This is a genomic window from Achromobacter sp. UMC71 (genome assembly GCF_014170305.1).
GTDB lineage: Bacteria > Pseudomonadota > Gammaproteobacteria > Burkholderiales > Burkholderiaceae_B > Achromobacter.
The window spans coordinates 60,488-73,485 of the sequence record NZ_LZZT01000036.1 but is presented as its reverse complement, the minus strand read 5'-3'; the positions used below and the strand labels follow the sequence as shown (position 1 = coordinate 73,485).

The 12,998-nt window shown below is 67.6% G+C and carries 13 protein-coding genes; 7 read left to right on the top strand and 6 right to left on the bottom strand.

Annotated elements, in window-relative coordinates:
• Positions 1–95 precede the first annotated feature (95 nt).
• Positions 96–1,601 (top strand): PLP-dependent aminotransferase family protein, encoded by a 1,506-nt coding sequence (locus tag A9974_RS17695; protein WP_183005471.1) that lies wholly within the window; start codon positions 96–98, stop codon positions 1,599–1,601.
• 304 nt (positions 1,602–1,905) lie between these two features.
• Here the strand turns inward: A9974_RS17695 and A9974_RS17690 are convergent, their stop codons facing one another.
• Together A9974_RS17690 and A9974_RS17685 are read right to left on the bottom strand one after the other, a co-directional pair.
• A complete protein-coding gene (locus A9974_RS17690) occupies positions 1,906–2,544 on the bottom strand; it encodes a LysE family translocator (protein ID WP_183005470.1) in 639 nt (212 codons plus the stop codon).
• A gap of 63 nt (positions 2,545–2,607) precedes the next feature.
• Entirely contained in the window at positions 2,608–3,240 is a 633-nt protein-coding gene (locus A9974_RS17685; RefSeq protein WP_183005502.1) for a LysE family translocator, read from the bottom strand.
• Positions 3,241–3,477: 237 nt separating this feature from the next.
• Here A9974_RS17685 and A9974_RS17680 point away from each other — a divergent pair, with 237 nt between their 5' ends.
• Complete coding sequence (locus A9974_RS17680) at positions 3,478–4,305, top strand: DUF72 domain-containing protein (protein ID WP_183005469.1); 828 nt, start codon at positions 3,478–3,480, stop codon at positions 4,303–4,305.
• A gap of 62 nt (positions 4,306–4,367) precedes the next feature.
• Here the strand turns inward: A9974_RS17680 and gorA are convergent, their stop codons facing one another.
• A complete protein-coding gene (gorA, locus tag A9974_RS17675; protein ID WP_183005468.1) occupies positions 4,368–5,726 on the bottom strand; it encodes a glutathione-disulfide reductase in 1,359 nt (452 codons plus the stop codon).
• A gap of 139 nt (positions 5,727–5,865) precedes the next feature.
• Here gorA and A9974_RS17670 point away from each other — a divergent pair, with 139 nt between their 5' ends.
• Positions 5,866–6,489, top strand: a complete 624-nt coding sequence (locus A9974_RS17670; RefSeq protein ID WP_183005467.1) for a LysE family translocator — start codon at positions 5,866–5,868, stop codon at positions 6,487–6,489.
• A gap of 74 nt (positions 6,490–6,563) precedes the next feature.
• On the opposite strand, the gene aceE is transcribed toward A9974_RS17670, so the two are convergent.
• A complete protein-coding gene (gene aceE, locus A9974_RS17665) occupies positions 6,564–9,227 on the bottom strand; it encodes a pyruvate dehydrogenase (acetyl-transferring), homodimeric type (RefSeq protein WP_183005466.1) in 2,664 nt (887 codons plus the stop codon).
• A gap of 200 nt (positions 9,228–9,427) precedes the next feature.
• Here aceE and A9974_RS17660 point away from each other — a divergent pair, with 200 nt between their 5' ends.
• From A9974_RS17660 to A9974_RS17645, 4 genes are all read left to right on the top strand, one after another.
• Positions 9,428–9,886, top strand: a complete 459-nt coding sequence (locus A9974_RS17660) for a MarR family winged helix-turn-helix transcriptional regulator (protein ID WP_183005465.1) — start codon at positions 9,428–9,430, stop codon at positions 9,884–9,886.
• Between the two features lie 88 nt (positions 9,887–9,974).
• Positions 9,975–10,682: an aspartate/glutamate racemase family protein gene (locus A9974_RS17655; protein WP_183005464.1), complete on the top strand. Its 708-nt coding sequence runs from the start codon at positions 9,975–9,977 to the stop codon at positions 10,680–10,682.
• Positions 10,683–10,714: 32 nt separating this feature from the next.
• Positions 10,715–11,089: a hypothetical protein gene (locus tag A9974_RS17650; RefSeq protein ID WP_183005463.1), complete on the top strand. Its 375-nt coding sequence runs from the start codon at positions 10,715–10,717 to the stop codon at positions 11,087–11,089.
• 43 nt (positions 11,090–11,132) lie between these two features.
• Positions 11,133–11,462, top strand: a complete 330-nt coding sequence (locus tag A9974_RS17645) for a YciI family protein (protein ID WP_183005462.1) — start codon at positions 11,133–11,135, stop codon at positions 11,460–11,462.
• A 79-nt stretch (positions 11,463–11,541) separates the two neighbouring features.
• Here A9974_RS17645 and fdx read toward each other — a convergent pair whose 3' ends face one another.
• Entirely contained in the window at positions 11,542–11,880 is a 339-nt protein-coding gene (fdx, locus tag A9974_RS17640) for an ISC system 2Fe-2S type ferredoxin (RefSeq protein WP_183005461.1), read from the bottom strand.
• A gap of 76 nt (positions 11,881–11,956) precedes the next feature.
• On the bottom strand, positions 11,957–12,925 hold the full coding sequence (locus A9974_RS17635) for a LysR family transcriptional regulator (protein ID WP_183005460.1): 969 nt from the start codon (positions 12,923–12,925) through the stop codon (positions 11,957–11,959).
• Between the last annotated feature and the right edge of the window lie 73 nt (positions 12,926–12,998).

The window sequence follows — 12,998 nt, the reverse complement described above, 5'->3', positions numbered from 1 at the left end:
TCCAGGTTGGAAAGCGCCGCCCGCGGTGGCGACGCAAGCAGGGCCGTCACATGGAAGCAGGCCCCGACATGCCCTCACGATAGCGAAATCGTGGCATGATAAAAAGCACCACGATCCCTGAATTTAATAGAGCCATGATAGACAGTGCCGCCTTGTTGTCCAGCCCCCTGGCGCGCGGGCCCGGCGCGCTGCCGCGCCAGCGCCAGCTGATCCAGCGCCTCAAGCAAGCTATCCTGGCCGGCCAGTTGCCGGCGGGCGGCAAGCTGCCCGCCTCGCGCGTGCTGGCCGACGAGCTGGCGATTTCGCGCAACACCGTGCTGATCGCCTACGAGCAACTAACCGCCGAAGGCTACGTCATCGCCGACCGCCAGGGCACCCGGGTCGCGCCCCTGTCCGCGGCGGCCGCCAGCGCGGCCAAGCAGGCCACGCCTCCCGAGGCCCCCGCGTTTCGTACCGCCCAGCGGCTGTCGCGCATCGTCGCCACCCGCGCGCCCAACGACGGCGCGCTGCCGCTCACGCCCGGCACCCCGGCGCTGACCCAATTCCCTCTCAACGCCTGGCGCCGGGCGCAAGACCGCGCCCTGCAAGCCGCTCCCGCCGCCACGCTGGGTTACGGCCCGCCCGTGGGTGAACCCGCGCTGCGCGAAGCCATCGCCCAGTACCTGCGCGTGTCGCGCGGCGTGCGCTGCGACGCAGAGCGCATCGTCATCACCGAAGGGGCGCAAGGCGCGCTGGCCCTGTGCGTGCAGCTGCTGACCAACCCGGGCGACACCGCCTGGCTGGAAGAACCCGGCTACCGCGGCGCCAAGGCCGCCTTCCACGCGGGCGACCTGAACGTGGTGGCCATGCGGGTGGACGCCGACGGCATCGCCATTGCTGACGACGCCTGGGACAAGCAGGCGCCGCGCCTGATCCAGACCACGCCCACGCACCAGTACCCCACCGGCGCAGTGCTGTCGCTGGCGCGACGGCTGGACCTGCTGGAGCGGGCTCGCCTGGCCGGCGCCTGGATCATCGAAGACGACTACGACAGCGAATTCCGCCACCAGGGCGAGCCCATCGCCGCCATGCAAGGCCTGCTGCCCGACGCGCCGGTGCTGTACGTGGGCACCTTCAGCAAGACCATGTTCCCTGCCCTGCGCCTGGGCTTCCTGGTGCTGCCGCAGGCCATCGCCGGGCCGGCCATGCCGTCGATCGTGGAAATGCTGCGCGGCGGCCACCGGCTGGAACAGCTGACCATGGCCGCCTTTATCGAAAACGGCCAGTTTTCGCGCCACCTGGGCCGCATGCGGCGGCTGTACCGCGAGCGCCAGGCCGCGCTGCGCGAGGCGCTGGCGCAGCATCTGGGCGTGGACCACGAGGTCCTGGGCGGCCACAGCGGCCTGCACCTGACCGTGCGGCTGCCACCCGACATCCCGGACCGCGCCATTGTTGAACAGGCCCGCAAGCTGGGCATGAATCCCAACGCGCTGTCCACCTTCGCCGTCACGCCGCAGCCGCAAGACAATGGCCTGGTGATGGGCTACGGCAACACCAGCGCCGACCGCTTTCCGGCGCTGGTCAAGCAGTTGGGAAAACTGGCGAAGACGCTGCGGGCCTGACGTTGCCCGGCGCATCGCGCGCGGCCCATGCGCGGGCGAGGGCCTGTTCACACTAGAAGGCGCCTCGCACAGGCCGGTAATCGGGCGCCAGGCTAGGCGCGGTCGCCGCCGCGTGGCTGTGCCACGCAAGGTGAGCGCAACGACGCCTGGCGCCCGATTACCGGCCTGCCCGCAGGGTGAGTACCCAAATGAGCGCCTCTCAGCGTTGCGAATGCTCGCCGGGGGGCGGCCACGACTGCGCTTCGCGCCTTGATAGCCACTCATTTGGGTACTCATGCGAGGCGCCTTCTAGTGTGAACAGGCCCTAGGCCTTGCTGGTCAGCAGCTTGACGGCGGCCAGCATGAAGAACACGCCCAACACGCCGTCGATCGCGCGGCGCGCACGGGCGTAGCCGCGCGCCATCGCCGCGCTGGAAAACACCACGGCGCACAGGCTGTAGAACGCCATGCCCGTCAGTGTGCAGGCGATGACGATGACCGGCGCCACCCAGTGCGGCGCGCCGGGCTTCAAGCCCAGCGAGATGATGGCGATCCAGGCCAGGATGGCCTTGGGGTTGCTGATCTGCACCGCCCAGCCGCGCGCGAAATACCCGAGCGCGCCACGGCGCGCGCCGCCTGCCATCGCCGGCAGCGGCTGGCGGCGGGTGGCCGAGCGCAAGGATTTGAAGGCCAGCCACAGCAGGTACAGGCCGCCGGCGATCTTGATCGCGATCAACGCGCCGGCGTAGGACGCCAGCACCACCGACAGGCCCAGCGCGGTCAGCACACCCAGGCTGCACGAGCCCATCGCCACGCCCAGGCCCAGCATCACGCCAGCGCGGCGCCCCGCGCCCATCGCGGTGCCCAACGTGGCCAGCACCGCGGGGCCCGGGCTGACGGTGGCCAGCACGAAGGCCGAATAGGCCAGCAGCATGCCGGGCAGATACGAAGGTGGCGAATCCATGGAAGCGTCCTAAAAGGGGTTGGCCCAGGGCCTGTTGACACCGAAACCAGCCTTGCACAGGCCCTAGCGGCGCGAGTCCAGCGCCATGCGCAGCGCCAGGCCGGCCAGCACCGTACCCATCAGCCAGCGCTGCACCACCATCCATAGCGGCCGGCCATTCAGGAAACCGGCGATGGACCCGGCCATGATCGCGATGACGGCGTTGACCGACAGGCTGACCGCCACCTGCGTCAACCCCAGCGCGAGCGACTGTGTGAACACGCTGCCGTGGTCGGGCTGGATGAACTGCGGCAGCAGCGACACGTACATCACCGCCACCTTGGGATTAAGCAGATTGGTCACCAGCCCCATCGAGAACAGCGTGCGCGGGCTGCTGGCCGGCAGCTCGCGCACCTGGAAGGGCGAACGGCCGCCCGGGCGCACCGCCTGCCAGGCCAGGTACAGCAGATATAGCGCGCCGCCAAAGCGCAGCGCGTCATAGGCGTAGGGCACGGCCATCAGCAGCACCGTGATGCCGAACGCCGCGCACAGCACATAGAACACGAAACCCACCGCCACGCCGCCCAAGGAAATCAGCCCGGCCTTGGGGCCCTGCGAGATCGAACGCGACACCAGATAGATCATGTTGGGCCCGGGCGTGAGCACCATGCCCAAGGCGACCAGGGCGAAAGTCAAAAGATTGGCAATGTCGGGCATGATGAACCGGCGCAGGCCGGACGGCAGTGAAGGGATGCTCTGCACGTTATCCGAAATCTGTATCGGAACAGCCGGTATTTTTGCGCGGCGCGGCCGGTCCGCGCAGCCGGCGCGGCATCCAGGCAACACCCTGGCTGAATAAACACTGACAGCCGCTTCTTTTAAATGTGGACGGATGGGAGACGCGCCCGGACAGGGATAGAGTGGCTGAGGGGCACTACCAGGGAGGACTCGCACATGCCGCTACGCAAATCGCCACCGGCGCACAAACCGGCCGCCATCCGGGTCGGCATCGGCGGCTGGACCTACGCCCCCTGGCGCGGCGCCTTCTACCCCGAAGGCCTGCCCCACGCCCGCGAGCTGGAATACGCCAGCAGCCAGCTCACCGCCATCGAAATCAACGGCACCTATTACAGCAGCCAGAAGCCGGCCACCTTCGCCAAGTGGCGCGATGAAACGCCCGACGGTTTCGTGTTTTCGCTCAAAGCCTCGCGCTACGCCACCAACCGCCGTGAGCTGGCCGGCGCGGGGGAATCGATCCACCGATTCGTGCATTCCGGCATCGCCGAACTCGGCCCCAAGCTGGGCCCGATCGTGTGGCAGTTCGCGCCCACCAAAGTGTTCAATCCGGACGACTTCGGCGCCTTCCTGGCGCTGCTGCCCGACGCGGTCGACGGCCTGCCGCTGCGCCACGTGCTGGACGTGCGCCACCCCAGCTTCGCCTGCGAGCAATACCTGGATCTGGCGCGCCGTCACGGCGCGGCCACCGTCTACACCGACAGCGAAGACTATCCCTCGCTGGCCGATCGCACCGGCGCCTTTGTCTATGCTCGGCTGATGCGCGCCAGCACCGCCTTCAAGGCCGGTTACGCGCCCAAGGTGCTGGACGCGTGGGCCGACCGGCTGCGCACCTGGGCGCGCGGCGGCGACCCGGCCGACCTGCCGCGCGTCGGCGCGCACAAGGCCGCCGGCGGCGCGAAACCGCAGGACGTCTTTGCGTTTTTCATCAATGGCGCCAAGGAACGTGCGCCGGCCGCGGCGCGCGCCATGATCGAACGGCTGTAGCGCGGACGATGTCCGCGCCAGGCCCCCCGCGCCGCCTGGACCGGCGCGGGCGCCGGCCTGCCCTAGTTCGCGACCGGCGTGCGCAGCGTCACGAACTCTTCGGCCGCCGTCGGATGGATCCCGATGGTCTCGTCGAACACCTGCTTGGTGGCGCCCGCCTTCAGCGCGATGGCGATGCCCTGCACGATCTCGCCGGCATCCGGGCCCACCATGTGCACGCCCAGCACACGGTCGGTCTTGGCGTCCACAATCAGCTTCATCAGGGTCTTTTCCTGCGACTCGGTCAGCGTCAGCTTCATCGGGCGGAAACGGCTTTCGAACAGCTTGATCTCGTGGCCGGCCTCGCGCGCCTCTTCGGTGGTCAGGCCCACCGTGCCGATATTGGGCAGGCTGAACACGGCGGTCGGGATCAGCTTGTAGTCCACCTTGCGGTATTCCTCGGGACGGAACAGGCGGCGCGCCACCGCCATGCCCTCGGCCAGCGCCACCGGCGTCAGCGGCACCCGGCCGATGACGTCGCCCAGCGCCAGGATCGACGGCTCGGCCGTGCGGTATTCGTCGTCCACGTCGATGAAGCCCTTGTCGTTCAGCTTCACGCCGGTGTTTTCCAGCCCCAGGTTGTCCAGCATCGGACGGCGGCCGGTGGCGTAGAACACGCAATCGGTCTCGATCACCGAGCCGTCCTTCAGCGTGGCGGCAAGCGTGCCGTCGGCGCGCTTGTCGATGCGCGCGACCTCGGCGTCAAAGCGCAGGTCGATGCCCTTCTTGGTGAGCTCGTCGCGCAGATGTTCGCGCACCGCGCCATCAAAGCCGCGCAGGAACAGCGGGCCACGGTAGACCTGCGTGGTCTGCGCGCCCATGCCATTGAAAATAGAAGCGAATTCCACCGCGATGTAGCCGCCGCCCACCACCAGCACGCGCTTGGGCAGCGCGGGCAGGAAGAACGCCTCGTTCGAGGTGATGGCGTGTTCCTTGCCGGGAAGGTCCGGCACCTGCGGCCAGCCGCCCGTGGCCACCAGGATATGGGCGGCGGTGTAGGACTTGCCGTCGACCTCGACGGTGTGCGGGTCCTTGATGCGGGCGTGGGCTTCGAGCAGCGTCACGCCGCTATTGACCAGCAAATTGCGGTAAATGCCGTTAAGGCGCTGGATCTCGCGGTTTTTGTTGGCGATCAGCGTCGCCCAGTCGAAGCTGGGTTCGCCGGCGGTCCAGCCAAAGCCGTGCGCCTGCTCGAAATCTTCGCTGTAGTGGGCGCCGTAGACCAGGAGCTTCTTGGGCACGCAGCCCACGTTGACGCAAGTGCCGCCCAGATAGCGGCTTTCCGCCACGGCCACGCGGGCGCCGAAACCGGCCGCGAAACGGGCCGCGCGCACGCCGCCCGAGCCCGCGCCGATCACAAACAGGTCAAAATCGAATGCCATGGTGTTTCCTTCGCAGCCGCCGTCCGGCGCCGCGCTCACTGTCCGGGAAACCCCTATTTTGCACCACGGCCGCCGGACCTTGCGATACATTGACCGCCAGGGCGACGCCGCCGCCCTCCTTTTCCCTGGAGCAAGACCCATGTCGCTGGAAACCTGGCTGGCCTTCCTGGGCGCATCCGCCCTGCTGGTGATGCTGCCTGGCCCCACCATCCTGACCGTCATCAGCTATTCCATCACCCACGGCAAGCGCGCCCGCCTGCCGCTGGTGCTGGCCGTGGCGCTGGGCGATTCCACCGCGCTGGCGCTGTCGCTGCTGGGCCTGGGCGCCCTGCTGTCGGCGTCGGCGTTCTGGTTCACCGTGGTCAAGACCGTGGGCGGCCTGTATCTGCTGTACCTGGGCTTCAAGCTGCTGCGCGCCGGCGTGTCGCCCGCCACCTTGCCGCAGGCCGGCGAGGCCGGTTCGCGCTGGAAGCTGTTCGCCAACACCTACCTGGTGACCGCGCTGAACCCCAAGGGCATCATCTTCTTTGTCGCCTTCCTGCCCCAGTTCATCAACCCGACCGGCGACGTCTCGCGCCAGTTGTGGACGCTGTCGGCCACCTTCGTGGCCTGCGCCGGCATCAACGCCACGCTCTACGCGCTGTTCGCCGGCTCGGCCCGCCGCCTGCTGGCATCGCCCCGGGCGCAGCGGGGCTTCAACCTGGGCGGCGGCGCGCTGCTGTCGGCCGCGGGCATCTGGGCCTTGCTGGCGCGCCGCGCCTGATCACGCAATGCCTGCCTTGGCTTGAACGGGCCGGGCGGCCATGGATTGCGCCGCCGCCCGCCTTCGAGGCCTGATCACGGCAACGCCGCCGACACGGCTTCCGGGTCCAGCCCGTAGCGGTGGATCGCATCCGCCGCCTGTTCCCGCGGCACCGTGCCCTCGTCCGCCAGCGCCTTCAGCGTTGCCAGCACGATGTGGTGCCGGTCTACCTCGAAGAACGCCCGCAAGGTCTGCCGGGTGTCCGACCGGCCAAAACCGTCGGTGCCCAGCGTGACGTAGCGGCGGCCTTCCAGGAAGGGGCGGATCTGCTCGGCGACCGTCTTCATGTAGTCGGTCGCCGCCACCACCGGTCCGGCGCTGCCCGTCAGGCTCGCCTGGACAAAGCCCCGCCGCGGCGCGGCCAGCGGGTGCAGGCGGTTCCAGCGCTCGGTCTCCTGCCCGTCGCGCCGCAGTTCCGAATAGCTGGTGACGCTCCAGACGTCGGCCGCCACGCCGTAGTCTTGCCGCAGCAGTTCGGCCGCGGCCAGCGTTTCGGCCAGGATCGCGCCGCTGCCCAGCAGTTGGGCGCGTACCTCGCCCGGCCCGCCCTCGCGCAGGCGGTACATGCCCTTGAGGATGCCGATCTCGGCACCTGCCGGCAACGGCGGATGCGCGGTCTTTTCGTTGATCAGCGTCAGGTAATAGAAAACGTCTTCCTCTTCCTGGTACATGCGGCGCAGGCCATCCTGCACGATCACCGCGATCTCGTAGGCATAGGCCGGATCGTAGGCCACGCACGACGGAATCACCGACGCCAGCACATGGCTGTGGCCGTCGTCGTGCTGCAACCCTTCGCCTTCCAGGGTGGTGCGGCCCGACGTGGCGCCCAGCAGGAAGCCGCGTGCGCGGATGTCGCCGGCCGCCCAGGCCAGGTCACCCACGCGCTGGAAGCCGAACATCGAATAGAAGATGTAGAACGGAATCGTCGCCACGCCATGCGTGCTGTAGGCCGTGGCCGCCGCGATCCATGACGACATTGCGCCCGACTCGTTGATGCCTTCCTGCAGGATCTGGCCGCGCCGGTCTTCGCGATAGACGCTGAGCTGGTCCGCGTCCTGCGGCGTGTACAACTGGCCCACGTGCGAATAGATCCCCACCTGGCGGAACATGCCATCCATGCCGAAGGTGCGCGATTCATCGGGGACGATCGGCACCACTTTCGCGCCGATGTCCGGGTCCTTGAGCAGTTGCGCCAGGATGCGCACGAACGCCATGGTGGTGGAAAACTCGCGCCCGTCGCTGCCCTTCAGGTGCGAGGCGAACGCGGCCAGCGCCGGCATGGCCTGCGGCCCGGGGCCGGCCGGACGGCGCGGCAAATAGCCGCCCGCGCGCTGGATGCCGGCCTCGAAATACGCCTGCTCGGCGCTGCCCGGCGCCGGCTTGATGTAGGGAATCTCCGGCAGTTGCTCGTCCGGCACGGGAATGCCGAAGCGATCGCGAAACGCCCGCACCGCCGGGTCCGCCATCTTCTTTTGCTGGTGGTTGGTATTGGCCGCCTCGCCGGCCGCCCCCATGCCGTAGCCCTTGACCGTCTTGGCCAGGATCACCGTGGGCTGGCCGCGATGGGCCAGCGCCGCGGCATAGGCCGCATGCACCTTGACCGGGTCATGCCCGCCCCGGTTCAGCGCCCCGATCTCGTCGTCGGACAGATGCGCCACGCGTTCGAGCAGCGCCGGATCCGCGCCAAAGAAATGCTCGCGCACATAGGCGCCGCCGCGGGCCTTGAACACCTGGTATTCGCCGTCCACGCATTGCATCATGCGGCGGCGCAACCGGCCGTCGTGGTCCTGCGCCAGCAGCGCATCCCAACCGCCGCCCCAGACCACCTTGATCACATTCCAGCCCGCGCCGCGATACACGCTTTCGAGTTCTTGGATGATCTTGGCGTTGCCGCGCACCGGGCCGTCCAGGCGCTGCAGATTGCAATTGACCACGAAGATCAGGTTGTCCAGCTTTTCGCGCCCGGCCATGGCCACCGCCGCCAGCGTCTCGGGCTGGTCCTGCTCGCCATCGCCCAGAAAGCCCCACACCCGGCGGTTCTGCGCGGGGATCAACTCGCGGTCTTCCAGGTAGCGCATATAGCGCGCCTGGTATGCCGCCATCAGCGGCCCCAGCCCCATCGACACGGTCGGAAACTGCCAGAAGCCCGGCATGGTGCGCGGGTGCGGATACGAGGCCAGCCCGCCGCCGCCGATCTCGCGGCGGAAGCGATCCAGTTCCGTTTCCGAGATGCGGCCTTCCAGATAGGCGCGGGCATAGATGCCCGGCGCCGAATGCCCCTGGATGTAGAGCATGTCGCCCAGGTAATCCGGCGTGGCCGCGCGGAAGAAATGGCGAAAACCCGTTTCATACAGGGTCGTCGCCGACGCGTAGGTCGCGATGTGCCCGCCCACCCCCGACGTCTTGCCCGCGCGCAGCACCATGGCCATCGCGTTCCAGCGCAGGTAGGCGTCCAGCCGGGACTCGATGCCCACGTCGCCCGGAAACGGCGCCTGCGCCGCCGGGCTGATCGAGTTCACGTAGGGCGTGGCGCCCGGCGCGGCGTAACCGCCCAGGCGCGCGCGATCCTGGTTGATCAGCTGGTCCAGCAGATAGTGCGTGCGCGGCAGGCCTTCGTGGGCCAGCACCGCCTGCATCGCCTCCAGCCATTCCCGGGTTTCCTGCGGGTCGGCGTCGATAGGGTCGATCTCGGTTTCCATGGGCATCCTCCTTTGGGGAAAGCGGCGCCTGAACGGAATGGGCCGGCGCCTTCATTTCACATCGTGAATTGCATTTGCATAATGTGCAATTGCAATCGTATGAAGGTTCCCGAACAATTGCAAGTGCAACTATCAGGGGATTTGCCGGCCGCCGCCTCTACAATCGCGGCAGTGACATCTCTAGACAAGGAAACGACCGCATGGCCACGGGCAAGCCCGATGCGTGGAGCCTCTTTCTGACCGCGCACGCGCTGGTGGTGGAAGAGATCGAGAAAAGACTGTCCGCCGCCGGCCTGCCGCCGCTCGCGTGGTACGACGCGCTGTGGGCGCTGGAACGCGCGCCGCAAGGCACCGCCCGCATGTTCGAGATGGCCGAACGCATGGTCATCGCGCGCTACAACCTGACGCGGCTGATGGACCGGATCGAGGCGGCCGGGCTGGTCGAGCGGTTCCGCAGCGACGAAGACCGGCGCGCGACCTTTGCCCGCATCACGCCGGATGGCCTGGCGTTGCGGCGCAAGATGTGGAAGATCTACGGACCGGCGATCGATGAGCTGTTCCTGTCGCGGCTGCCGCAGGCGCAGCAGGACGTCATGGCCGAACAGTTCCGCGGCATCGCCCGGCATGTGCGGGCGTTGACGAAAAGCGCGGCTGAGTAGCGTTGCACCCCGGGTGAACTCACACCGTCATTCGACCAGGTAAGCTCATCAGGCAAGCCCGTCCAGGACACCCAAGGAGAAAGCCCGCATGTCCGACCGCCCGCCCCTGCACATCGGCATCGTCGCCTGCTCGGCCGAAGGCGCCGCCCTCTGCTACCGCACGATCTGCGCCGAAGGCGCGCAGCGGATGGGCCCGCATGCCCATCCCCAGGTCTCGCTGCATACCTATTCGCTGGCCGATTACGTGGCGTGCCTCAACCAGGGCAACCTGGCCGGCGTGGGCGCGCTGATGCTGTCGTCGGCCGGCAAGCTGGCGCGCGCCGGCGCCGACTTCCTGATCTGCCCCGACAACACCATCCACCAGGCGCTGGACCCCGTGCTGCCGCGCTCGCCCCTGCCCTGGCTGCATATCGCCGAAGAAGTCGCCGCCGAGGCGGCCAAGCGCGGCTTTCGCCGCATCGGCATCATGGGCACGCGCTGGCTGGTGGACAGCAGCGTCTATCCCGACAAGCTGGCGGCCCAGGGCCTGGCGTTCGTGCGCCCGTCCGAATCCGACCGCGACCTGCTGGCCCGCGTCATCATGGACGAACTGGTCTACGGCGATTTCCGGCCCGCCTCGGTGGCGCTGCTGCAAGGCGTGATCGAGCGGCTGCGCGACGCCGGCTGCGACGCGGTAGTGCTGGGCTGCACGGAATTGCCGCTGGTGCTGAACGACGGCAACTGCGCGCTGCCGACGCTGGATTCCACCCGCATCCTGGCGCGGGCGGCGCTGGGGCGGGCGTTGCAAGGCGCGTGACTTGTCATTCACATTCATCAAAGGGATTGCCCATGACTCACGTATCGGATGACGGCGAAGACAGGGGTTTTGTCGAACCCGATGTCGAACAGACCCTCGCGCTTTTCAGGCAGATCGGCTTCGTTGCGCCGGTTCACGAATCAGATGGCGATCTGCCCGGCTTCGAGTTTGCGGGCCGAGCCGAAATCAAGCTCGCGACACTAAGGCCGGACGAGCCCCTGGGCGTTACCTCGCCCATCCCGCCAGAAGCGAAGGAATTCTTCGGCAAGCTGGCGGATTTTCGCCAGGAAATGCAGGTCATCACGGATCCGACAGGCACGTACGTCTTTGAACCCGGTGTGCCGCCCGAACATATTCCGCCCCCGGAAGCGCCCGCGCCCCGGAAGCCTTGGTGGAAACTCTGGTGATCTCTGAAACCCTCTTCATTTCAGCATCTCAAGGAGATGACCGATGCCGAAATTTATAGCAATAGGATATGGCGATCAGGCGGGCTACGACCGAACCCCGCCCGCCCTGCGTGACGCCGCCCATGCGCATGACGCGGCCCTGCAGCGTGCCGGCGTGCTGATGGGCGTGGCGGGGAGCCCTGTGCAAGTGCGCAATACCGAAGCGGCTGGGGTGGCAACGACGAACGCGCCGTACATGACATCGCCCTTGCCCCTTGCGGGCTTTTCCATCATCGAAGCGGCCGATCTGGCCGCAGCCATAGACATCGTGTCACGAACGCCGTGCGCGGTTGCGCACGGCGTCGTCGAGGTCTGGCCCCTGGAAAAACCATAAGACGGCATGGCGCGCCCCCCAGGCAACGCCGGCAGCATCGCGGTCCGCACGGACTGCGCGGACATTGGCGCCCGTGGCTTCAGTGATTTTCCTTCGCATGATTGACCGTGTACTTGGGAATATCCACCGTCAGGTCCGCCTGCCCCACGATCGCCTGGCAGCTCAGGCGCGACTGCGGCTCCAGCCCCCAGGCGCGGTCCAGCAGGTCTTCCTCGTTTTCATCCGGCGCATCGAGCCCGTCGAAGCCCTGGCGAACGATGCAGTGACACGTCGTGCAGGCGCGGCTTTGCTCGCAAGCGTGTTCGATCTCGATGCCGTGATCGAGCAAGGCATCGCAAATGGTGGTCCCAGCCGGTACGTCCAGGACAGCGCCGGCGGGCGCGAGGTCGGGATGGGGAAGAACGGTAATCTTTGGCATATCAGGGCACCTTTCGCGTCTGTCCAGGTCTGGACCGAATCATGCCCACAGCCTGAAGCTGACCACCGTGGCAAGGTCAAGCGGGCGCGGCCGCGCCCCGCAACGCCTGCGCTTCGCTGCGTAACGCCGCCAGGAATCGCGCCAAAGCGGGAGCCGGCTCCAGATGCGCCCGTTGCACCACGCCCACCGCGGGCAGGCTCCAATCGGGCTTGAACTTCAGCACGGCCAGCACGCCCAGTTCGGCGTAGTGGTGGGCGACGGCGCGCGGCATGGCCGCCAGCATGTCTGCCCCGCGCAGCAGCACTTCATTGGCCAGCAACGACACCGATTCCGCAATGGGAGCCGGCAAGGCCAGGCCCTGCTGCGCGAAATAGGCATCGATGCGCTGACGCAAAGGCGCTTCGGGCGGCGGCAGGATCCAGTCCTGCTTGGCGAGCGACTCGGCGGTAATGCGAGTGGACCTCGCAAGGGGATGCCCCGCCCGTGCCACCACGCAAATCGGTTCGTCATACAGCATCTCGGTCCGGAACATGGCTTGGGCCGCGCCCAGCATCAGCCGCCCCACCACGCAATCGAGTTCGCCGCGGGCCAGGCTGGCCAACAGTGCGTCATGGGTGTCTTCGTGCAGCATGACGGTGACGCCCGGGCCATCCAGCCGCATCCGCTGGATGGCGCGCGGCACCAGCACCGGTAGCGCCACCGGCTGCACGCCAACGCGGATACGGCCGCAGGCGCCGGCGGCCAGCGCGGCAATCTCATGGCGAGCGCCAGCCAGGTCCGCCAGCAGCACGTCCGTCTTGCTGGCCAACGCACGTCCGAACGCCGTCGGCGTGATGCCGCGCCGCGAGCGCACGAACAGGGCCACGCCAAACATATCCTCGAGTTCCAGCAGCAGCTTGCTGGCCGCGGGTTGCGTCATGCCCAACCGCGCCGCGGCTTTATGCACGCTACCCAGCGCATGCAGGGCCTGCAGCAGATCCAGGTGGCGCAGACGCAAGCGTCCGCTGATGTGGCGAAGATCAGGAATCCGGGGACTGGCAGACATAGTTAGTGATTCCCATAGGTTTTCACAGCATTCTAATAATTGATCAATGAGTATGCACTCCCTTCCTATACTG

Excerpts from the sequence above, each read along its gene's own strand:
- A9974_RS17695 (WP_183005471.1), top strand. The coding sequence starts at position 96 with ATGATAAAAAGCACCACGATCCCTGAATTTAATAGAGCCATGATAGAC.
- A9974_RS17690 (WP_183005470.1), bottom strand. The coding sequence starts at position 2,544 with ATGGATTCGCCACCTTCGTATCTGCCCGGCATGCTGCTGGCCTATTCG.
- A9974_RS17685 (WP_183005502.1), bottom strand. The coding sequence starts at position 3,240 with ATGCCCGACATTGCCAATCTTTTGACTTTCGCCCTGGTCGCCTTGGGC.
- A9974_RS17680 (WP_183005469.1), top strand. The coding sequence starts at position 3,478 with ATGCCGCTACGCAAATCGCCACCGGCGCACAAACCGGCCGCCATCCGG.
- gorA (WP_183005468.1), bottom strand. The coding sequence starts at position 5,726 with ATGGCATTCGATTTTGACCTGTTTGTGATCGGCGCGGGCTCGGGCGGC.
- A9974_RS17670 (WP_183005467.1), top strand. The coding sequence starts at position 5,866 with ATGTCGCTGGAAACCTGGCTGGCCTTCCTGGGCGCATCCGCCCTGCTG.
- aceE (WP_183005466.1), bottom strand. The coding sequence starts at position 9,227 with ATGGAAACCGAGATCGACCCTATCGACGCCGACCCGCAGGAAACCCGG.
- A9974_RS17660 (WP_183005465.1), top strand. The coding sequence starts at position 9,428 with ATGGCCACGGGCAAGCCCGATGCGTGGAGCCTCTTTCTGACCGCGCAC.
- A9974_RS17655 (WP_183005464.1), top strand. The coding sequence starts at position 9,975 with ATGTCCGACCGCCCGCCCCTGCACATCGGCATCGTCGCCTGCTCGGCC.
- A9974_RS17650 (WP_183005463.1), top strand. The coding sequence starts at position 10,715 with ATGACTCACGTATCGGATGACGGCGAAGACAGGGGTTTTGTCGAACCC.
- A9974_RS17645 (WP_183005462.1), top strand. The coding sequence starts at position 11,133 with ATGCCGAAATTTATAGCAATAGGATATGGCGATCAGGCGGGCTACGAC.
- fdx (WP_183005461.1), bottom strand. The coding sequence starts at position 11,880 with ATGCCAAAGATTACCGTTCTTCCCCATCCCGACCTCGCGCCCGCCGGC.
- A9974_RS17635 (WP_183005460.1), bottom strand. The coding sequence starts at position 12,925 with ATGTCTGCCAGTCCCCGGATTCCTGATCTTCGCCACATCAGCGGACGC.